Origin of the sequence: Nocardia sp. NPDC059764, from assembly GCF_042732555.1 — a bacterium.
GTDB lineage: Bacteria > Actinomycetota > Actinomycetes > Mycobacteriales > Mycobacteriaceae > Nocardia.
The window spans coordinates 1-19,836 of sequence record NZ_JBHWHH010000077.1 but is presented as its reverse complement, the minus strand read 5'-3'; the positions used below and the strand labels follow the sequence as shown (position 1 = coordinate 19,836).

The 19,836-nt window shown below is 69.3% G+C and carries 19 protein-coding genes; 14 read left to right on the top strand and 5 right to left on the bottom strand.

What is annotated here, in order from left to right:
* Positions 1-6 precede the first annotated feature (6 nt).
* The 3 genes from ACFV4K_RS18755 (at position 7) to ACFV4K_RS18745 (ending at position 2,635) form a co-directional block, all read left to right on the top strand.
* A complete protein-coding gene (locus ACFV4K_RS18755) occupies positions 7-345 on the top strand; it encodes a hypothetical protein (protein WP_379276333.1) in 339 nt (112 codons plus the stop codon).
* Between the two features lie 16 nt (positions 346-361).
* Positions 362-1,744, top strand: a complete 1,383-nt coding sequence (locus ACFV4K_RS18750; protein WP_379276331.1) for a dipeptidase — start codon at positions 362-364, stop codon at positions 1,742-1,744.
* 114 nt (positions 1,745-1,858) lie between these two features.
* On the top strand, positions 1,859-2,635 hold the full coding sequence (locus ACFV4K_RS18745; RefSeq protein ID WP_379276329.1) for a hypothetical protein: 777 nt from the start codon (positions 1,859-1,861) through the stop codon (positions 2,633-2,635).
* Positions 2,636-2,689: 54 nt separating this feature from the next.
* Here ACFV4K_RS18745 and ACFV4K_RS18740 read toward each other — a convergent pair whose 3' ends face one another.
* The gene (locus tag ACFV4K_RS18740) at positions 2,690-3,334 is read right to left on the bottom strand and encodes an MBL fold metallo-hydrolase (RefSeq protein ID WP_379276327.1); all 645 of its coding nucleotides are present in this window, start codon (positions 3,332-3,334) and stop codon (positions 2,690-2,692) included.
* 201 nt (positions 3,335-3,535) lie between these two features.
* Between ACFV4K_RS18740 and purS the strand changes: the two genes are divergently transcribed.
* Both purS and purQ read left to right on the top strand, forming a co-directional pair.
* Positions 3,536-3,769 carry a phosphoribosylformylglycinamidine synthase subunit PurS gene (gene purS / locus ACFV4K_RS18735; RefSeq protein ID WP_357089657.1) on the top strand — a complete coding sequence of 78 codons (234 nt, stop codon included), beginning with the start codon at positions 3,536-3,538 and terminating at the stop codon, positions 3,767-3,769.
* The gene (purQ, locus tag ACFV4K_RS18730; protein WP_379276325.1) at positions 3,766-4,443 is read left to right on the top strand and encodes a phosphoribosylformylglycinamidine synthase subunit PurQ; all 678 of its coding nucleotides are present in this window, start codon (positions 3,766-3,768) and stop codon (positions 4,441-4,443) included. Before purS ends, purQ begins: the two co-directional genes overlap by 4 nt.
* Before the next feature lie 20 nt (positions 4,444-4,463).
* On the opposite strand, the gene ACFV4K_RS18725 is transcribed toward purQ, so the two are convergent.
* On the bottom strand, positions 4,464-5,537 hold the full coding sequence (locus tag ACFV4K_RS18725; RefSeq protein ID WP_379276323.1) for a substrate-binding domain-containing protein: 1,074 nt from the start codon (positions 5,535-5,537) through the stop codon (positions 4,464-4,466).
* Positions 5,538-5,614: 77 nt separating this feature from the next.
* Here ACFV4K_RS18725 and ACFV4K_RS18720 point away from each other — a divergent pair, with 77 nt between their 5' ends.
* Positions 5,615-6,022 (top strand): MarR family winged helix-turn-helix transcriptional regulator, encoded by a 408-nt coding sequence (locus tag ACFV4K_RS18720; RefSeq protein WP_379276322.1) that lies wholly within the window; start codon positions 5,615-5,617, stop codon positions 6,020-6,022.
* A gap of 48 nt (positions 6,023-6,070) precedes the next feature.
* Complete coding sequence (locus ACFV4K_RS18715; protein ID WP_379276320.1) at positions 6,071-7,378, top strand: M18 family aminopeptidase; 1,308 nt, start codon at positions 6,071-6,073, stop codon at positions 7,376-7,378.
* Between the two features lie 105 nt (positions 7,379-7,483).
* Here the strand turns inward: ACFV4K_RS18715 and ACFV4K_RS18710 are convergent, their stop codons facing one another.
* A complete protein-coding gene (locus tag ACFV4K_RS18710) occupies positions 7,484-8,740 on the bottom strand; it encodes a glycosyltransferase 87 family protein (protein WP_379276319.1) in 1,257 nt (418 codons plus the stop codon).
* Positions 8,741-9,092: 352 nt separating this feature from the next.
* Here ACFV4K_RS18710 and purL point away from each other — a divergent pair, with 352 nt between their 5' ends.
* Positions 9,093-11,387, top strand: coding sequence for a phosphoribosylformylglycinamidine synthase subunit PurL (gene purL, locus ACFV4K_RS18705; protein ID WP_379276317.1), 2,295 nt, complete (start codon positions 9,093-9,095; stop codon positions 11,385-11,387).
* Positions 11,388-11,616: 229 nt separating this feature from the next.
* Positions 11,617-12,267, top strand: coding sequence for a zinc ribbon domain-containing protein (locus tag ACFV4K_RS18700; protein ID WP_379276315.1), 651 nt, complete (start codon positions 11,617-11,619; stop codon positions 12,265-12,267).
* Positions 12,268-12,296: 29 nt separating this feature from the next.
* Here the strand turns inward: ACFV4K_RS18700 and ACFV4K_RS18695 are convergent, their stop codons facing one another.
* Positions 12,297-12,584 (bottom strand): YiaA/YiaB family inner membrane protein, encoded by a 288-nt coding sequence (locus ACFV4K_RS18695; protein ID WP_357089635.1) that lies wholly within the window; start codon positions 12,582-12,584, stop codon positions 12,297-12,299.
* Between the two features lie 150 nt (positions 12,585-12,734).
* On the opposite strand from ACFV4K_RS18695, the gene ACFV4K_RS18690 reads away from it, so the two are divergent.
* The 3 genes from ACFV4K_RS18690 to ACFV4K_RS18680 are packed head-to-tail and all read left to right on the top strand — an operon-like array spanning position 12,735 to position 15,507.
* Positions 12,735-14,468 carry an alpha/beta hydrolase gene (locus ACFV4K_RS18690; RefSeq protein WP_379276313.1) on the top strand — a complete coding sequence of 578 codons (1,734 nt, stop codon included), beginning with the start codon at positions 12,735-12,737 and terminating at the stop codon, positions 14,466-14,468.
* A 1-nt stretch (position 14,469) separates the two neighbouring features.
* Positions 14,470-15,111, top strand: coding sequence for a CPBP family intramembrane glutamic endopeptidase (locus tag ACFV4K_RS18685; protein WP_379276311.1), 642 nt, complete (start codon positions 14,470-14,472; stop codon positions 15,109-15,111).
* Between the two features lie 9 nt (positions 15,112-15,120).
* Complete coding sequence (locus ACFV4K_RS18680; RefSeq protein ID WP_379276309.1) at positions 15,121-15,507, top strand: sterol carrier family protein; 387 nt, start codon at positions 15,121-15,123, stop codon at positions 15,505-15,507.
* Between the two features lie 3 nt (positions 15,508-15,510).
* Here the strand turns inward: ACFV4K_RS18680 and ACFV4K_RS18675 are convergent, their stop codons facing one another.
* Positions 15,511-16,854, bottom strand: a complete 1,344-nt coding sequence (locus ACFV4K_RS18675; protein ID WP_379276307.1) for a YhgE/Pip domain-containing protein — start codon at positions 16,852-16,854, stop codon at positions 15,511-15,513.
* A gap of 74 nt (positions 16,855-16,928) precedes the next feature.
* On the opposite strand from ACFV4K_RS18675, the gene purF reads away from it, so the two are divergent.
* Both purF and purM read left to right on the top strand, forming a co-directional pair.
* Positions 16,929-18,533 (top strand): amidophosphoribosyltransferase, encoded by a 1,605-nt coding sequence (gene purF / locus ACFV4K_RS18670; RefSeq protein ID WP_379276305.1) that lies wholly within the window; start codon positions 16,929-16,931, stop codon positions 18,531-18,533.
* A gap of 206 nt (positions 18,534-18,739) precedes the next feature.
* Positions 18,740-19,819, top strand: a complete 1,080-nt coding sequence (purM, locus tag ACFV4K_RS18665) for a phosphoribosylformylglycinamidine cyclo-ligase (protein WP_357089620.1) — start codon at positions 18,740-18,742, stop codon at positions 19,817-19,819.
* The last annotated feature ends 17 nt before the right edge of the window (positions 19,820-19,836 follow it).

Below are 19,836 nucleotides of genomic sequence, written 5' to 3'. Positions count from 1 at the left end.
CCAGTGATGACCGGCACGGTGACCAAGGGGGCCACGGCTTCCAACGGGTTGTACGTGGCGATCGTCATCATCACCATCTACTGGGCGGCGGTGTTCGTGTCCTCGCGGGGCGCCAAAACCGTTGCGGGACTGTCGAGTATGGAGCTGATCATCGGGACCCTGATACCGGGCGCGCTGCTGGTGTTGCTCGGGTTCGTATTCCTCGGGCAGGGCAATCCGTCCGCCGCGCCGATGGACACCGGGCACCTGTTCCCGGTCTGGACCGGTCTGGCCAGCCTGGTGCTCATCGTCAACGTCGGCGACCTGAAGACTGGTGACACGGTCGATTCCGACGACCACCACTGACCACGGGAGGACGCCCATGACCAGTACCGTTGAAACCGAGGACGATTCGACCACGGCCGCCCTGCGCGCGGCCGTGCGGGAACTCATGCCGCAGGCGAAAAGCGATCTCGCCCAGCTCGTCTCGTTCAAGTCGGTGTACGACGCCCGGCAGTTCCCGATCGAGGAATGCGAGAAGACCGCGAAGTGGGTGGCCGACGCCTTCCGGGCGGAGGGCCTCACCGATGTCGGACTGCACGAGACGCCCGACGGCAGCAAGGCCGTGGTCGCGCGCAGTGAGACCCCCGCGGGCGCGCCGACGATCATGCTGTACTGCCACTACGACGTGCAGCCGCCGCTCGACGACGCCGCCTGGCAGACCCCGGTCTGGCAGCTCACCGAGAAGAACGGCCGCTGGTACGGGCGCGGCGCGGCCGACTGCAAGGGCAATATCGTCATGCATCTGACCGCGCTGCGGGCGCTGCGCAAGGTGTACGGCGACGACTTCCCGGTCGGGCTGGTGCTGGTGTCGGAGGGCTCCGAGGAGCAGGGCACCGGCGGCCTGGAGGAGTTCGTGCCCGGCAATGCCGACCTGCTGCGCGCCGACACCCTGCTGATCTGCGACTGCGGCAACTTCGCGGTCGGCGTCCCCACCTTCACCCAGACCCTGCGCGGCAATGTGAACGTGGTCGTCACCGTCGAAACCCTGTCCGGCCCCATGCATTCCGGCATGTTCGGCGGTCCGGCGCCGGATGCGCTGGCCGCCATGATCCACCTGCTGGCCACGCTGCGCGACGCGGACGGCAACACCACCGTCGACGGCCTGCGCAATGACCAGGTGTGGGAGGGTCACGACTACCCGGAGGCCCAATTCCGTTCCGACGCCGATGTTCTCGACGGTGTCGACCTGCTCGGCAGCGGCGGGGTGGCCGACATGCTGTGGGCGCGACCGGCGCTGACCGTGCTCGGCATGGACGTCCCGGCCGTGGTCGGCTCCTCGGCGGCCATCCAGCCCAAGACCCGGGCGCGGCTCAACCTGCGGATCCCGCCGGGCACCAAGCCGGACGAGGCGCTGAAAGCTCTGACCGCGCACCTGAAGTCGCATGCGCCGTGGCACGTGAAGGTGACCGTCGAGACCGAGGCCACCGGCTCGCCGTTCGTCGGCAGCACCGACGGCCCGGCCAGGCAGGCCATGTCGTCGGCCATGGAGGCCGCCTACGGCCGGCCGGCCACCACCGAGGGACAGGGCGGCTCGATCCCGCTGTGCAATGTCTTCGCCGACACCTATCCGGAGGCCGAGATCATGCTCATGGGCGTCGAGGAGCCCAAGTGCCTGATCCACGCGCCGAACGAGAGCGTCGATCCGACGGAGATCGAGAACATGGCCCTCGCCGAGGCGCTCTTCCTGGCTTCCTACCGCTGAGGCAGGTCAGCGGCAATTTTTTCGCGTTCCGCCGTGCGGGTGCTCGAGTCGGTGAACACTGAACTGGTCATTTCGGTCAGAGAAGGGAAGGTTCGCCGACTCGAGGGAGCCAGCATGAAGCACGGCAGAACCCCGGCCACCACGGCCGCGTTCCTCACCACCGTCACACTGTCATCGCTGTTCATCACCTCCGGCACCACCACGGCCGCCCCGGAAGACGTCACCGTCACCGCGAGCCTGGCCGACAGAACCGCCTCGATCACACTCGACAACGGCAGCTTCGCCGTCGAGAACGGCACTCTCGTCATCCGCGAGCCGGGCGGGCAGGTCGTCCGCACCCTCGCGCTGTACTACAAGATCGACGACCTCCGGTACCCGATCCGGGCCCTGGTCTCGGACCAGTCGGTCGAGCTGACCCCGGAATCCGATCCCGGCCAGGCCACCCTCGACCCCGCCCCCGGCGCCCTGCCGTTGCCCGACACCCAGCAGCAGCAACAGGACAGGTTCAACACCACCGTCGCGCAGGGCGCGGCCATCGGCGCGCTCGCCGGCGGCATCCCGGGGGCGGCGGCGGGCTGTGTCCTCGGCGCGGGACCGGGCGCGGGCGTCGGAGCCATCGCGGGCGGCGTGCTCGGGTTCATCGCGGGCATCATCGCGGCCGCGCTGCTGGCGCCGGTCATCGTCTCCGGTGAGATGGTGCTGGCGCCCGGATTCGCGGCGGCCGGTGCGGCGCTCGGCGTCGCGGGCGGCGCGATCACCGGCACCATCGGCGGCTGCACCCTGGGCGCGGCCATCATCGGCGGCGCGAGCGCCCTGGTCGGCGCTCTGGTGGGCGCCGGGGTCGGCGCGGCGGTCGCGCAGTTCACCACGAATCCGCCTCCGCCACAGTAGTTTCCACGAACTCGCGCCGCCGGGCGGTGGCCGCTCCCGCCCGGTGGCGCGGAATCAGAATTCGGCGTTGTCCTCGGGTTCCACGACCCGGAATTCGGTATTGGCCGGACCCATTTCGGCCAGCCGACCGAAATAGATCCCCTGTGCCGCGGGCTCGATGATCCCGTAGTGGATGGGGAAGGCGATGCGGGGATTTACCGCCCGCAGGTAATCGATGGCCTCGCTGATACGCATCCACGGTGCGACGGCGGGAATGGCGAGAACACCGACGGGTGTCGGCGGAACCCACAGTGAATCACCGGGGTGGACGAGTTGGGACGGATCTTCCGCGGTGCCCAGTTGGAAGACAGTGTTGTCTATTACCGGGATCTCCGGGTGGATGACCGCGTGCCGGCCACCGCCGCCGGTAATTTGGACGTCACCGACTTTCAGTACATTTCCGGCATGGACCGCCTCCCAGGGCTCACCCCGCTGTAGCGCGGTCTGCGGGTCCGACAACAACCTGGCCTGCGGATTCGCCTCGATCAGGGCCCCGATTCGGTTCGAGTCGATGTGGTCGGGGTGCTGATGGGTGACCGCGATCGCGTCCAATCCGGTGATGCCCTCGAATCCGTGCGAGAAATTGCCCGGATCGAATAGGATCTTTGCGCCGTTCAGTTCCACCAGAATGCAGGAATGTCCGAAATGGGCTATACGCATGGGACAACGGTAGCCCCGCACCGGCCTGGCACGCTCCGTCAGTCGCCCCGGGTCGCGGCGGACCCGGCTGTGGCGCAGGCCACGGACGGTCAGCCCCGGCGCGGCCCGCGCCGCCCACGCCAACTACGCTGATCAGCGATACCCCCCGCTCGGCCTGGCATGCCCGGACCGAGCGCCGCCCCACCAGCTGAGGAGCAACGCGTGGCACGTGTCGTGGTCGAGGTGATGCCGAAGGCCGAGATCCTGGATCCGCAGGGACAGGCCATCGTCGGAGCGCTGGGGCGTCTCGGGCACCCCGGGATCTCGGATGTGCGGCAGGGCAAGCGATTCGAGCTGGACGTCGCCGACGACGTCAGCGACGCCGATCTCGAGCAGATCGCCGAAACGCTGCTGGCCAACGTCGTGATCGAGGACTGGAAGGTCGTCCGGCTGTGAGCGCCCGCATCGGTGTCATCACCTTCCCGGGCACGCTCGACGACGTCGACGCCGCCCGGGCCGTGAAACTGGCCGGATCCGAGCCCGTTTCGCTGTGGCACGCCGATGCCGACCTCGAGCAGGTCGACGCGGTCGTCGTGCCCGGCGGGTTCTCCTACGGCGACTACCTGCGCGCGGGCGCCATCGCCTCGATGGCCCCCGTCATGGGCGAGGTCATCAAGGCCGCCGAGCAGGGCATGCCGATCCTGGGCATCTGCAACGGCTTCCAGATCCTGTGCGAGGCGGGCCTGCTGCCGGGCGCGCTGACCCGCAACGAGGGCCTGCACTTCGTCTGCCGCGATCAGTGGCTGACCGTCGAGCAGACCGACACCGCCTGGACCACCCGCTACGAGCCGGGCGCCCAGATCCTCATCCCCGTCAAGAACGCCGAGGGCCGCTTCCAGGCGTCCGCGGAGGTGCTCGACGAGCTCGAGGGCGAGGGCCGCGTGGTCTTCCGCTACGCGGGCGGCAACCCCAACGGGTCGCAGCGCGACATCGCGGGCATCACCTCCGCGAACCGTCGCATCGTCGGCCTGATGCCGCACCCCGAGCACGCCACCGAGCCGCTCACCGGCCCCAGCGACGACGGCCTGGGCCTGTTCCTGTCCGTGCTGGACAGCCTGGTCTCCGCGTAATCACGCGCACAAGCGAATAACTAGATCCTGTCGAGGATCTCGAAGTCGATACCGCCCGCCCTGGCCAGCCAGGTCGGGCGGATCGCTTGTCGGCCCTCGAATCCGAGCTCGCCCCACGGGGTTTCGATGACCGGACGGTCCGCGATCGCGGACTGGATCCGCCGCACGTCCAGGGAACCGGCCAGCTCCGCCATGCCGCGCAGGGTGTGGATGGCCTCGTAACTGGTGTTGCTGAAGTTCGTCAGGGAGGGCGCGAAGCCCCCGTGTAGTCGGCGGTAGCGGTTCTGCCGCTCCCGGTCGTGCGGGCCGTTCACGAAGAATCCGGACGGCACGAACAGATTGTGGTTCGCGCCGCCGCCCGCGGCCAGCAGCACGTTCTCGTCCACCGCCGGACTCACCCGGACCTGCTGCGCGGTCCGGCCGGCGCGGGTGAACTGCACATTGAAGCGGGCCACGTCCGCGCCCACCAGCAGCACGATCACGCCGTCCGCCCGATCCAGCCGCGGATCGTCGAGGAAGTCCCGGAAATCGTGGGTGTTCATGGGCACGAACACCTCCAGCGGGATCAGCTCCGGATCCCTGAGCGCGGCCCGCACCGCCGCCGCCGTGCGCCGCGGCCACACGTAGTCGTTGCCGATGATCGCCCAGCGGCGCGCGTCGCAGGAGCGGCGCAGCCAGTCCAGGGCGGGCAGGATCTGATGCTGCGGGTCCGCGCCGATCATGAACAGGCCCGCGGGGGCCGATGCCGAATCCATGCCCTCGTGATCGGTGGCGAACAGATACGGCACCCGCCCCGCGGTCACCTGCTCCACCGCCCGCCGCACCGCCGAGGTGTGCCATCCCGTGACAGCCCGCACCAGGCCGGTGGCCAGCAGCGCGGACACCTCCGCCGCCACCACGGGCGGTTCCCGGCCCCCGTCTATGTGGGTGACGCGCAATTCTCTTCCCAGAATTCCGGAACCGGAGTTGATTTCTTCCAACGCCAGAGAAATGGCCGCCTCACAGGACGGTCCGAAGATACCGCCGGGACCCTGCTGCGGAACTATGTTGATGATCTCGAAGACGTTCTCGGGATTCCCGTCGAACGGGGACATCGGTTACCCTTCCCCTCGTTCAAGCGGTTTTCTGACGGGCGGGAAATATGGCGACAATTCTAGGTGGATTTTCTACCTTGCATGGAGCCCTCCGGGCGGCCGAGCGGAGTTGGCTTCGTCACCTGGACGCCGCGCTGTGCGCGCGGCGGCTGACCGCCGACCAGTGGTGCATGCTCACCAATCTCTCCGGCGACATCGGCATCACCATGAGTGAACTGGCGTCGCGGGCCCAGCTGGCCCCGTCCTCGGCCACCCGGCACGCCGATCACCTGGCCGAGCGCGGACTCATCTTCCGGGTCGCCGCGGCCGACGACCGCCGCCGCATCCTCATCGGATTGAGCCGCCGCGGCGAGGAACTCGTCGCCGAGGTGCGCGCCGAGGAGGCCCGCGCCGAGGCCGAAATGCGCCGCAGTCTCGGCAGCGACGACTACCTCGAGCTGGTCCGTCTGCTGGGCCGCGTCGCCGAAGCCCCACTGCCCGGGTAGCTCCCGGCTGCCCGCCGCGGGCTCGGGGCGGCGGATAAGCTCGAGGCCATGCCTGTTGCCGAGACCACCGCGACCGCCGCCGGCCTGTGTGCATTCATCGATGCCTCCCCGTCGCCGTTCCACGTCTGCCGCACTGTCGCAGCGGAACTCGACGACCACGGCTTCACCCGGCTCTCCGAATCGGCGCCCTGGCCCTCCGGCAGCGCGGGCCGCTACTACGTGGTGCGCGGCGGCTCCCTGGTCGCGTGGGCGGACGGCGGACCCGGCGCGCCCACCGGGCAGGCCACGCCCTTCCGCGTGGTCGGCGCGCACACCGACAGCCCCAACCTCCGGGTGAAGCAGCACCCGGACACCGCGGTCGCGGGCTGGCAGATGGTCGGGCTGGAACCCTACGGCGGCGCCTGGCTCAACTCCTGGCTCGACCGCGACCTCGGCATCTCCGGACGGCTCTCGGTGCGCGACGGAAATCTGGTGCGGGAGCGGCTGATTCGCCTCGACGAACCCCTCCTGCGGGTGCCGCAACTGGCCATCCACCTCTCCGACGACCGGCGCGGGGTGCAGCTGGATCCGCAGCGGCACGTGAACGCGGTGTGGGGGATCGGCGGCGAACCGCGCTCCTTCCTGGCATTCATCGCCGAACGCTCCGGCATCGAGCCCGAGACGGTGCTCGGCTGGGAACTCATGACCCATGATCTGGTGCCGTCCACGCTGATCGGCCGCGACCTCGACCTGGTCAGCGCGCCCCGGCTCGACAATCAGGGCACCTGCTACGCCGGCCTGCGCGCCTTCCTGGCCGCCATCGCCGAACCCGGTGCGGCCGTGCCGGTGCTGGCCATGTTCGACCACGAGGAGGTCGGCAGCCAGTCCGATCGCGGCGCGCAGTCCGACCTGCTGCCCACCGTGCTGGAACGCATCGTGCTCACCCGCGGCGGCGGCCGCGCCGAATACCTGACGGCGCTGGCCGGTTCGATCTGCGCGTCCGGCGACATGGCGCACGCCACCCACCCCAACTACCCGGACCGGCACGAGCCCCTGCACCGCATCGAGGTGAACGGGGGACCGGTGCTCAAGGTCAACCAGAACCTGCGCTACGCCACCGACGCCACCGGCGCGGGCGCCTTCGCGCTGGCCTGCGCGCAGGCCGATGTCCCGCTGCAGCGCTACGTGCACCGGGCCGACCTGCCCTGCGGTTCCACCATCGGGCCGATGACCGCGGCCCGCACCGGCATGCCCACCGTGGATGTCGGCGCGGCCCAGCTGGCCATGCACTCGGCGCGGGAAATGATGGGCGCGGCCGATGTGGCCGCGTACGCGGCGGCGCTCGCGGCCTTCCTGACGCCGGAAGCCGCGCGCTAGCGTCCGGGCGATCGCCGACGCGACAACTGGTCTCGTGACGATCCGGGTAACTCCCGGGGTACCCCCAGAATCGGATCGGCACTCGAGCCGGGTACGGGATGCCGGCTACGACGGCTCTCTGTCGCCCGCTGAAGTCGCGGGGAGGCGGTACCGCAGCGCCGCCACCACGAACACGATCAGCGTGAACAGCACGTAGCTGTTGCCCACGATCTGCTGCCACCAGTTCCAGGTGAGCTCGCGGTCATGGTCGTGCGGGAGCAGCCACATCGGGCCGATCGCGAACATCACCACGGCCGCGCCCACCGCGCCCAGGAACCACGGATTGCGGCGGCCGCGCGAGATCGCGTCGGCGGCCACGATCAGCGCGGGCGCGATCCACACCCAGTGATGCGACCAGGAGACCGGCGAGACCAGCAGCACCGCCGCGGCGTTCACCATCAGCGCGGCCACATTCGAGCCCGCGTCCAGCAGCCGCTTCATCCACAGCGCGGCCAGCGCCACCGCGGCCACCGACAGCACCAGCCAGATCAGCGTGGACATCGAGGTCGAGTAGCCGAGCCGGAACACGAAGCCCTTGATCGACTGATTGCCCGCGTACCAGGGCGGGCCGATGCGGCCGGTGTCGGCCAGCGTGTGGAACCAGTACTCCGGCGAATCGTGCGGGAACAGCACGAAACCGATCGTCATCGCGCCGATGGCGGACACGATGAGTGTGATCGCGCCCTTCCAGTCCTTGCGCAGCAGGAAGTAGAGGAGATAGCCGCCGGGGGTCAGCTTCACCGACACCGCGATGCCGATCAGCATGCCGCGCGGCCAGAAGGTCTTGCGCGCCAGGCAGTCCAGCGCCACCGCGGCCATCAGCACCAGATTGATCTGGCCGAATCCGTAGGTCTGGCGGATCGGTTCCAGCAGCTGCAGCAGCGCGACCGCGCCGATCACGATCGCCAGGCGGGTCTGCCAGGCCAGGGTCGGGCGAATCCGGTCCAGCACCACCCACAGGGTCACGCCCAGCGAGGCGATCGACACCGCCAGCACCGCCCATTCGGCGACAGCCAGTGGCATCAGGGCCAGCGGCGCGAAGAACAACGCGGCCAGCGGGGGATAGGTGAACGGCAGTCCGAGTCCGTAGACCGGCGGCATCGGGCCGTACAGATCCTTGCCGTCGAGCCAGGCCCGCGCACCGTTGCGGTACACCTGCAGGTCGATGTATCCGTGCCAGAGCTTGGCCTGATAGCTGATGAAAGCGGACACCGCGAACAGTGCGACCGCGACGAGGAGCAGCTCTCCCTGCCGCCGAGTCAGCCCTGCAGGCGTGGTCACGGGTTGTTCGGTCGGATCCGCGACCCCGGATCGATCGTTCACCGCCACAGAGTAACGGGTGGCCGCTCTCGCCCCGGGCAGCGGTCCAAGGGCCTGAAAGTGGCAGTGGTCACAGATGTGGCCGAGTTGTTCTCGTCCGTCGAGGCGACAACTGATTTCGTGCCGATGCGGGTAACTCCCTGGGAACGCCCAGAATCGGTTCGGTAATCGACCGCAGGTCCGCATGCGGGACCGGTTACGGGTCGTTCGCCGGGCGCCGAAGTCTCAGGGAGGCGGAGGAGGCGGCGTCAAGCGCGGAAAACCCAGGCAATAGACTCGGTTCGTATCTCGCCGACATCCAGCAACGCGGGCATTCGCTTCCGACCTGCCCGGCCGAAAGGACTCTGGTATTCCCGTGACCAGCCACGTCGATACCGTCAGCAACGCCGCGGCCACCTCGGACCACCCGCAGCCCTACAAGGAACTCGGCCTCAAGGACGACGAGTACGCCCGGATCAAGGAGATCCTCGGGCGCCGTCCCACCGATGCCGAACTCGCCATGTATTCGGTGATGTGGTCGGAGCACTGCTCCTACAAGTCCTCCAAGGTGCACCTGCGCTACTTCGGTGAGACCACCACCGACGAGATGAAGAAGTCGATGCTCGCGGGCATCGGCGAGAACGCCGGCGTGGTCGACATCGGCGACGGCTGGGCGGTCACCTTCAAGGTCGAATCGCACAACCACCCCTCCTACGTGGAGCCCTACCAGGGCGCGGCCACCGGCGTCGGCGGCATCGTGCGCGACATCATGGCCATGGGCGCGCGCCCGATCGCGGTGATGGACCAGCTGCGCTTCGGTGCGGCCGACCACCCCGACACCCGGCGCGTGGTCGACGGCGTCGTCCGCGGCGTCGGCGGCTACGGCAATTCGCTGGGCCTGCCCAACGTGGGCGGCGAGACCGTGTTCGACTCGTCGTACCAGGGCAACCCGCTCGTCAACGCGCTGTGCGCGGGCGTCATGCGGGTCGAGGACCTGCACCTGGCCTTCGCCTCCGGCCAGGGCAACAAGATCATCCTGTTCGGCGCGCGCACCGGCCTGGACGGCATCGGCGGCGTGTCCGTGCTCGCCTCGGACACCTTCTCCGGCGACGAATCCGGCTCCGGCCGCAAGAAGCTCCCTAGCGTCCAGGTCGGCGACCCGTTCGCCGAGAAGGTCCTCATCGAGTGCTGTCTCGAGCTGTACCACGCCGGACTCGTGGTCGGCATCCAGGACCTCGGCGGCGCCGGCCTGTCCTGCGCCACCTCCGAACTGGCCGCGGCCGGTGACGGCGGCATGCTGGTCGACCTCGACCAGGTCCCGCTGCGCGCCGCCGGCATGACCGCCGCCGAGATCCTGTCGAGCGAATCGCAGGAGCGCATGTGCGCGGTCGTCACCCCCGAGAACGTGGACGCCTTCATGGCCGTCTGCAAGAAGTGGGACGTCAACGCCAATGTCATCGGTGAGGTCACCGACGGCGACCGCCTGGTCATCACCTGGCACGGCGAGACCGTCGTCGACGTGCCGCCGCGCACCGTCGCCCACCAGGGCCCGGTCTACGAGCGCCCGGTGCAGCGGCCCGCGGATCAGGATGCGCTGAACGCGGATTCGGCCTCGCGTCTGAACCGCCCGCAGACCGGCGACGAACTGCGCGCCACCCTGATGACGATGCTGGCCAGCCCGCAGCTGTGCTCGCGCAAGTGGATCACCGAGCAGTACGACCGCTACGTGCGCGGCAACACCGTGCTCGCCGAGCACGCCGACGCCGGCGTCATCCGCATCGACGAGGAGTCCGGCCGCGGCATCGCCCTGGCCACCGACGCCTCCGGCCGCTACACCAAGCTGGACCCGTACACCGGCGCGCAGCTGGCGCTGGCCGAGGCCTTCCGCAATGTCGCCGTCACCGGCGCCGTCCCGAAGGCCGTCACCAACTGCCTCAACTTCGGTTCGCCGGAGGACCCGGGCGTCATGTGGCAGTTCCAGCAGGCCGTGCGCGGCCTCGCGGACGGCTGTGCGGCACTGGGCATTCCGGTCACCGGCGGCAATGTGTCCTTCTACAACCAGACCGGCCAGACCGCCATCCTGCCGACCCCCGTGGTCGGCGTGCTCGGCGTCATCGACGATGTGCACCGCCGCATCCCGACCGGCCTGGGCACCGAGCCCGGCGAGACCCTGATCCTGCTCGGCGAGACCCGCGACGAGCTCGACGGCTCCATCTGGGCGCAGGTCGAGCACGACCACCTCGGCGGCCTGCCCCCGAAGGTCGACTTCGCCCGCGAGCAGCTGATCTCCGAGATCCTGGTCTCCGGCTCCCGCGACGGCATGGTCTCCGCCGCCCACGACGTCTCCGAAGGCGGCCTGATCCAGACCGTCGTCGAGGCCGCCCTGGCCGGCGAAACCGCCTGCCGCATCATCCTTCCCGAGGGCGCCGACCCGTTCGTCACCCTCTTCTCCGAGTCCGCCGGCCGCGTCCTGGTCGCCGTCCCCCGCTCGGAGGAGACCCGCTTCACCAAGATGTGCGACGCCCGCGGCCTGCCGTGGGTCCGCATCGGCGTCGTCGACGACGGCTCCGACTCCGTCGAGGTCCAGGGCCTGTTCAAGGCCACCCTCGACGAGCTCCGCGCCGCCCACGAGGGCACCCTCCCCGCCCTCTTCGGCAACGCCGACCACTGAGCGGTCGCCTGCGGCGCTGAACCGAAGCGGCCACACAGCCGTAGGAATGATCGAGAGCCCGCCCGGTTCGTCCGGGCGGGCTCTCGCCATCTACGGTCGTGGCCCGTGGCGGCGCGGAACGCATGTTGCGCTTTGTGATCTCCCGCCGATATCAGACCTGTCGGTGCTCGGGCGATTCCCGTGCGCCCTCGACGCATGAACATCGGCTGCAAAGGAATCGAACACCACCATGGCCCCGCCGGTCGTCTTCACCAGCAACTATTCCGACATGTCGAACGACGAGGGCTTCCAGTGGGACTTCCACTGCGACCGCTGCAGAACCGTCTACCAGTCCGCGTTCCAGCAGAACTATCTCTCGCGAGGCCGGGGCCTGCTGCGCGTGCTGCGGGACCTGTTCGGTGACCGTTTCAGCATGCTGAACAAGGCATCCTCGGCCGCCGACAGCTACTCCAACAGCTGGGGTAGCTCGTCCTCCAGCACCAAGGACAAGGCCTTCGCCGCCGCCCTCAGGGAAGTGGAGCCGAACTTCCGGCTGTGTGGCGGCTGCGGTTCCTGGATGTGCGCACGCAACTGCTGGAACGAGCAGGTGGGGCAGTGTACGAGTTGCTCACCCCTGGTCCAGCACGAGATCGCGCGGGCCCAGGCCGCCGCCCGCGGCGAACAGATCCAGGAAGCTGCGCGGCGTCAGGACTGGGCCCAGCAGCACGACATCTCGACCCCCGCCCGCGTGCTGTGCCCGACCTGCGGTTCCAACACCACCGGCGGCCGGTTCTGCGGAGCCTGCGGCGGCAGCTTGGACCTGCGTTCGGGCTGTCGCGGCTGTGGGCATCAGATCCCGGTGGGGTCGGCGTTCTGCTCGAATTGCGGACAAGGTCAATAGCATTCGCCGGGCACCCGAGCGGGGTCCATTCAGTTGATCTTGAAAGGATCGTGCTCGGCCATCAGCTTCTCCATCCGGGCCTCGTCGATGCGCTGATGCACCTTCGACGATTCATGCTGGTCGCGAATGACTTTCGCCAGCGTGAAGCTGCTGCTGACCAGGAACAGCATGGCCATCAGGAGGAAGCCGCGCTGCCAGATGTCGAGGGGGAGGTAGGCGATGCCGATGATCAAGGCGCAGAAGCTGATTCCGAAGGCGATCGCGGCCTGCGCCAGAAACGCCGTGGTGGACTTGGTCTGTGCGCTGGGGTTGCTCATGAATCCGAGTGTGGCTGTCGCGCCGTCGAATCGACCGAGTAGATCTACTCGAGCGGGCTCGGTAGAAGCCGTGTCCGACACGCCCGGGTGATGGCCCCTCTCACACGTGGGGCTCCCCGGATTCGGGCCAGTTGCGTCCATACTTGACGGGTGCTGGACTCCGCCGACGCCCTGACCCGGTTGCGCACGCGCGCCGCCGTGGTCGCACGGCGGGCGGAGGACATCGTCGACCTCAATCACACGGGGTTGGTGGTGGCGACCATCTTCTTCGCGTGGTCGGTGACACCCTCGCTGGTGCCGCGGGATTGGTTGTTCCAGGGCCTGATCTCGGGGCTCAACGCCGCCATCGGGTACGGCGTCGGATGTGTTCTGCAATGGGCGTTCCTGCGGTGGGCGCGGCCACGGATTCCGGTCGAGACCCCGCCCGAATGGGTGCGTTACCTGGTGAAGGTCGCGGTGGCCGTGGCGTGCGCCCTGGTGGCCGCCTACATGCTGGTGCTGTCGGCGGACTGGCAGCGCGAGATCACCAGCCTCATGAACATGGAGGGCACCACCCGCGCCGCGTATCTGCGGACAGGCGGGCTGAGCGTGGCGGTCGGCGCGCTCGTGGTCGCCGTGTATCGGACGCTGCGGGAGGCGGTGCGGTTCCTGGCTCGGCTGCTCAGCCGGTGGGTGAAGGTGCCGCCCGCGCTGGCGCCCGCCATCGGGGCGCTGCTGCTGACCGTGCTGATCGTGACCCTGTTCAACGGTGTCGCCACCCGGGCCTTCTTCGCGGTCGCGAACTCGGCGTTCAGTGTGCGCAATGACAAGATGAGCGACTTCGCGGTGCAGCCGACGAAGCCGGAGCGTTCCGGGAGTCCGGCCTCGCTGGCCAAGTGGGAGACGCTGGGGTCGGAGGGGCGGTGGTTCGTCTCGCACGGACCCGATCCGGTATTGATCAGCGCCGTCACCGGAAAGCCCGCGCGCGAACCGATTCGGGTGTACGTGGGACTGAAATCGGCGACCCAGGACCTGCGCGAGGAGGACATGGCGGTCGCCGAACTCGAGCGCACCGGGGCCTTCGACCGCAAGGTGCTGGTGCTGGCCACCACCACCGGGACCGGTTGGGTGAACGGGGAGGCGGCCGCCGCGCTCGAATACATGTGGGGCGGCGACACCGCGATCGTGGCCTCGCAGTACTCGTATCTGCCGAGCGTGCTGTCGTTCCTGGCGGACCGCGAGAAGGTCGCGGCCAACGGGCGCACCATGTTCGACGCGGTGTACCGAGCCTGGTCGCAACGGCCGGCCGACCATCGGCCCAAGCTGCTCGTGTACGGCGAGAGCCTCGGCTCGCAGGGCTCCGAGTCCGCCTTCGACGGGCTCGCCGATCTGCGCTCCAAGGTCGACGGCGCGCTGTGGGTGGGGCCGCCCAACTCGAATCGACTGTGGCGGCAATTCGTTCAACGCCGCGACCTGGGCACCCGCGAAGTGGACCCGATCTACGCCGACGGGCTGGTGGTCCGCTTCGCCGCCACCGCGGAGGATTTGAACCGGCCCTCGCCGGAGTGGCGCAAGCCGCGCATCGCCTACCTGCAGCATCCGTCCGACCCCATCGTGTGGTGGTCGTCGGATCTCATCTTCTCCCAACCGGATTGGCTGTCCGAACCGCGCGGCGCGGACGTGTCCTCGCAGATGCGGTGGTGGCCGTTCGTCACCTTCTGGCAGGTCGTCGCCGACCTCACCAACGCCCAGGGCGTCAGCGACGGCCACGGCCATCGGTACGGCTCCCTGGTCCTCGACGGCTGGGCCGCCGTCGCCGCGCCGCCGGACTGGACGCCGGTCCTCGGGGAGCGCATTCGCGACCAGATCGAGCTCGCGGAGGCGTACGAGCGGGCGGTCAAGTAGCGTGCGCGCCCGGGCCCGCGCGCTGCTGCATCCGAAAGCCCTGGCCGCCATGGCGATACCGCTGGTCTGGAGCAACTACCTGCTCCCGGCGCTGCGCCTGGACGTGCGCGGCCGCACCGCCGCCAACACCGGTTACGCGCTCGCGTACACCCTCGCCTTTCGGGGGGACCCGAACGTCCTGTCCCGCCGCGGCATCCGGGCCGGAGCCGTCGCCGCGGCCACCGTGCTGTCCGGCTACGCTGCGGCCCTTGTCATTCCGGTCACCCGCCGCCACCTCGCCGGACTCGCCGACCGCGGCCCCGGCGTCTCCACCCTGGAATGGACCGCCCTGCACATTCCCGGCGGCACCGTCCTGACCGAGGAACTCGTCTACCGCTCCACCCTGACGCCGCTGCTGGACCGCACGGCGGGCGAGATCGGAACCGGTGTGGGCGCACTGGTTTTCGGCCTCTCCCACATCCAGCCCGCCCGCGCCGCCGCCGACCCGATCGCCGGCACCGTCGCCCTGACCACGGGGGCGGGTCTGGTGTTCGACCTGCTGCGCCGCCACACCGGCAGTGCCACCGCCCCGGCCCTGCTGCATCTGGCCCTGAATGCGGGCGGAGCCCTCGCCCCTCGACTGGCCCGCCGCCTCGCGCAGTAGCCTCACGGCATGGCGCGACGAGGTGCGGTGGATCCGGCGGAGGTGCGAGCGGCGGTCGCCGCGGTGGGGGAGTGGCTGCGCGACGACTCCGCGCCCGCGCCCGCCCGCACCGAGATCGCGGCGGCCGTCCGCGGCACCGCCCGGGCGCTCGCGGCCGACGCCCCCGGCCACTCGGTCGAGGTGCGGGTTCCGCCCTTCGTCGCCGTCCAATGCATCGAGGGCCCCAGGCACACCCGCGGCAATCCGCCCAATGTTGTCGAAACAGATGCTCGGACTTGGCTGTTGCTGGCGACCGGTCTGCTCGACTTCACCGCCGCGGTGGAATCGGCCGCCCTCACCGCCTCCGGGAGCCGCGCGGGCGAGGTCGCGCGCTGGCTGCCGGTCGTCCCGCTCTGACCGCTACGCCGCCGCGTCCGGCAGGGTCGCGGGCTTGCGCTCCAAGCCCTTCCGGTCGTAGAAGCGCGTGATGAACAAGCCGAACACCACGCCGATGACCAGGCCGAACAGTGCCATCCAGACGCCGCGGGTCAGGCCCGCCTGCCCGTCGCCGAAGAAGTAGAGGATCGAGCGGGTGCCCAGGAACACCTGGTGCATGGGCTCGAACTCGGCCAGCCAGCCGAAGTACTTCGGGGTCGCCTCGATCGGGATGGTCCCGCCCGAGGACGGCAGGCCCAGGATGATGAACACGATCAGGTTGATGATCAGGCCGGCGGTGCCGATCGCGGCCAGCGTCGAGGCGCAGGTGAAGCCGACGGCGGTGATCACCAGCGCGCCGTAGAGGAACAGCAGGAGCGGTCTGTCGATCGGCATGCCGAGCAGCGACGCGATGCCCTCCAACGCCCCCGACACCACCACCGCCATCACCGCGATCGCCGACCACTTGATCAGCAGGGTGCGCACCCGGGAGATGGACGCGCGCGGATAGTGCACGTACCAGGGACCCCACTCGGTCGGCAGGAAGCCGAGGGCGGAGTCGATGAGCTGATGGATGATCATCGCGCCGACCATGCCGACCAGCAGGAGCAGCAGGCTGTAGAAGAAGGCCGTCAGCCCCTCGCCGGAACCGCCCGGGAGCGGCCGGAACTGCTCGGTCACGATCTCCAGCGGCTGTGCCAGCACCAGCCGGGTGGCCGCGGACAGTTCGGTCGGAGGCCCGCCCGGCGGCGGAGTCAGCTGCTTGGTGACCTGATCGGTCAGCTGCTTGCCGACCTCGGAGTTCACCTGGGTGAGAGCTTGCTCGCCGAACTTCTGCACCACCGCGGTCGCGAACGCGCCGGTGCGCGGATTGGTCTGCAGCGTCAGCACCGGCTTGGAGATCTCGCCCGGCACCACGCTGCCGACCCCGAGGATGCCGAGCCGTTTGGAGAAGTCGCTGGGAATGATGATGGTGCCGTACACCCGCGCCGACTGCATCTGCAGCTGCGCCTCGTTGATGCCGAGCACCCGCAGATCGATCTTGTCCGCCGGGACCGCCTCGGTGAGCCCGTCCGCGACCTGATCACCGAAGTTCACGTGCTGGACCTGATCGCCGGTCTTCAGGTCATCTCCGACATCCTGGTTCACCAGAGCGATCGGGAAATCGTGCAGATTCTTCTCCGGGTCCACGACGTAGTCGAGATACATGACCCCCAGCAGCGAGGCCAGCAGCGTGACCACCACGATCGGGAAGGCCCACCGGATCGGGCTCAGATGCCTGCGTCGTGGACCGGTTTCCGCGCGGCCGGTGCTGTCGGTGCTCGCCACCGTCGCACGCTAACAGCAAACCGCCTGCCATCTCCGTTATCCCAACGGCGGGTTGCCTTGCGGTTACCCGTAGAATGGCTCTCGCCCCCAGCCCGCCGAACAGGGAGCAAACGGTGAATCTCCCCGCCTCCGCCACGACCGTTGATCAGGACGAGAACGAACCGCGCGAAGAGTGTGGTGTGTTCGGTGTCTGGGCACCGGGCGAAGATGTGGCAAAGCTCACGTATTACGGACTATACGCATTGCAGCATCGTGGGCAGGAGGCGGCGGGCATCGCGGTCGCCGATGGCTCGCAGGTGCTGGTGTTCAAGGATCTCGGCCTGGTCAGTCAGGTCTTCGACGAACAAACCCTGGCCGCCATGCCCGGCCACGTGGCCGTCGGCCACTGTCGTTACTCCACAACCGGTTCCACCACCTGGGAGAACGCGCAGCCGATCTTCCGCACCACCGCGGTCGGTACCGGAATCGCGTTGGGCCACAACGGAAACCTGGTCAACACCGCCGAATTGAGCGCCCGCGCACGGGAACTCGGGCTGGTCACCGGCCGCTTGGCCGGCGGTATGGCCGCCACCTCCGACTCGGACGTGATGACCGCGCTGCTCGCGCACGCCGCCGCCGACAAGAGCATCGAGCAGGCCGCCATGGAGCTGCTGCCGACCCTGAAGGGCGCGTTCTGCCTCACCTTCATGGACGAGCACACCCTCTACGCCGCTCGCGACCCGCACGGGGTGCGCCCGCTGTGCCTGGGCCGCCTCGACCGCGGCTGGGTGGTCGCCAGCGAGACCGCCGCCCTCGACATCGTGGGCGCCTCGTTCGTCCGCGAGATCGAGCCGGGCGAACTGCTCGCCATCGACGCCGACGGCGTGCGCTCCCTGCGCTTCGCCAACCCCACCCCCAAGGGCTGCGTCTTCGAATTCGTGTACCTGGCCCGCCCCGACTCCACCATCTCGGGCCGCTCGGTGCACGCCACCCGCGTCGACATCGGCCGCCGCCTGGCCGCCGAACACCCCGTCGAGGCCGACCTGGTCATCCCGGTCCCGGAATCCGGCACCCCGGCCGCCGTCGGCTACGCGCAGGGCTCCGGCGTCCCCTACGGCCAGGGCCTGATGAAGAACGCCTACGTGGGCCGCACCTTCATCCAGCCCAGCCAGACCATCCGCCAGCTCGGAATCCGGTTGAAGCTCAACCCGCTTCGCGAGGTGATCCGCGGCAAGCGGCTCATCGTGGTCGACGACTCCATCGTGCGCGGCAACACCCAGCGGGCGTTGATCCGCATGCTGCGGGAGGCGGGCGCCTTGGAGATCCACGTCCGGATCGCCTCCCCGCCGGTCAAGTGGCCCTGCTTCTACGGCATCGACTTCGCCTCGCGCGCGGAGCTGATCGCCAACGGCGCGGGCCCCGACGGCATCGAGGGCGAGAGCCTCGACGACATGGTGGAGGGCGTGCGCCGCTCCATCGGCGCGGACAGCCTCGGCTACATCTCCCTCGACAGCATGGTCGCCGCCACCGAACAGCCGCGCTCGCGGCTGTGCTGCGCCTGCTTCGACGGCGAGTACCCGATCGCGCTGCCGGTGGAAACCGCCATCGGCAAGAACGTGCTCGAGGGCATGCTGTCCGGCACCACCGAAACCGAGCTGCTGGCCGACAACGCCAACGCCTCGGCGCTGAGTCGCCCCTAGCGCTGAGCGCTGAGTGGCCACCGCGCAAGCGGTCTCGGCGCCCGCTCGCGCAATCGCGAACGGGCGCCGTGGCTTTCCCGTGACTACCCGCCCGCACGCATAACGGGTGGACGGTCGCAACGCCGTGCGCCTCCGGTGCGCAACGGTGCTCCTGCTAGCGTGAGCAGGCATCTATCCGACGATTCGGCTTGGAGCTCTCCCCGACAATGACTGAACAGACCCCCAGTGGTGCCGGTGCCTCGTATGCGGCGGCCGGCGTCGATATCGAAGCCGGTGACCGCGCAGTCGAGCTGTTCGCGCCCCTGGCCAAGAAGGCCTCCCGCCCCGAAGTGCAGGGCGGCCTCGGCGGCTTCGCAGGACTGTTCGCACTGAAGGGCGGCTACAAGGAGCCCCTGCTCGCCGCCTCCACCGACGGCGTCGGCACCAAGATCGCGGTCGCGCAGGCGCTCGACAAGCACGACACCGTCGGCCTCGACCTGGTCGCCATGGTCGTCGACGACCTGGTGGTCTGCGGCGCCGAACCGCTGTTCCTGCAGGACTACATCGCCGTCGGCAAGGTGGTCCCGGAACGCGTCGCGCAGATCGTCTCCGGCATCGCCGAGGGCTGCGTCATCGCCGGCTGCGCCCTGCTCGGCGGCGAGACCGCCGAACACCCGGGCCTGATGGGCGTGGACGACTACGACCTGTCCGCCACCGGCGTGGGCGTCGTCGAAGCCGACGCCGTGCTCGGCCCGGACCGCGTCCGCCCCGGCGACGTCGTCATCGGCATGGGCTCCTCGGGTCTGCACTCCAACGGCTACTCGCTGGCCCGCAAGGTGCTGCTCGACATCGACCGCATGTCCCTCACCGGGCACGTCGAGGAATTCGGCCGCACCCTCGGCGAGGAACTGCTCGAGCCGACCAAGATCTACGCCAAGGACTGCCTGGCCCTGATCGCCGAGACCGACGTGCGCACCTTCTGCCACGTGACGGGCGGCGGCCTGGCTCAGAACCTGGCCCGCGTGCTCCCCGCCGGACTCGTCGCCGAGCTCGACCGTGGCACCTGGAACCCGGCCCCCGTCTTCAAGATGATCGCCCAGCGCGGCCGCGTCGAGCGCCTGGAGATGGAGAAGACCTTCAACATGGGCGTCGGCATGGTCGCCGTCGTCGCGCCCGAGGACGCCGACCGCGCGCTGGCCGTCCTCACCGCCCGCCACATCGACTGCTGGACCCTCGGCACGGTGAAGAAGGCCAAGGACGCCGACGCCGCCCGCGTCGCACTGGTGGGCGACCACCCGCGCTTCTAGCAGACAGAGAACGGCCC

What these genes read in the sequence shown, in the direction of transcription:
- ACFV4K_RS18755 (WP_379276333.1), top strand. Translation starts at nt 7, where the DNA reads ATGACCGGCACGGTGACCAAGGGGGCCACGGCTTCCAACGGGTTGTAC.
- ACFV4K_RS18750 (WP_379276331.1), top strand. Translation starts at nt 362, where the DNA reads ATGACCAGTACCGTTGAAACCGAGGACGATTCGACCACGGCCGCCCTG.
- ACFV4K_RS18745 (WP_379276329.1), top strand. Translation starts at nt 1,859, where the DNA reads ATGAAGCACGGCAGAACCCCGGCCACCACGGCCGCGTTCCTCACCACC.
- ACFV4K_RS18740 (WP_379276327.1), bottom strand. Translation starts at nt 3,334, where the DNA reads ATGCGTATAGCCCATTTCGGACATTCCTGCATTCTGGTGGAACTGAAC.
- ACFV4K_RS18725 (WP_379276323.1), bottom strand. Translation starts at nt 5,537, where the DNA reads ATGTCCCCGTTCGACGGGAATCCCGAGAACGTCTTCGAGATCATCAAC.
- ACFV4K_RS18715 (WP_379276320.1), top strand. Translation starts at nt 6,071, where the DNA reads ATGCCTGTTGCCGAGACCACCGCGACCGCCGCCGGCCTGTGTGCATTC.
- ACFV4K_RS18700 (WP_379276315.1), top strand. Translation starts at nt 11,617, where the DNA reads ATGGCCCCGCCGGTCGTCTTCACCAGCAACTATTCCGACATGTCGAAC.
- ACFV4K_RS18695 (WP_357089635.1), bottom strand. Translation starts at nt 12,584, where the DNA reads ATGAGCAACCCCAGCGCACAGACCAAGTCCACCACGGCGTTTCTGGCG.
- ACFV4K_RS18680 (WP_379276309.1), top strand. Translation starts at nt 15,121, where the DNA reads ATGGCGCGACGAGGTGCGGTGGATCCGGCGGAGGTGCGAGCGGCGGTC.
- purF (WP_379276305.1), top strand. Translation starts at nt 16,929, where the DNA reads ATGGCTCTCGCCCCCAGCCCGCCGAACAGGGAGCAAACGGTGAATCTC.
- purM (WP_357089620.1), top strand. Translation starts at nt 18,740, where the DNA reads ATGACTGAACAGACCCCCAGTGGTGCCGGTGCCTCGTATGCGGCGGCC.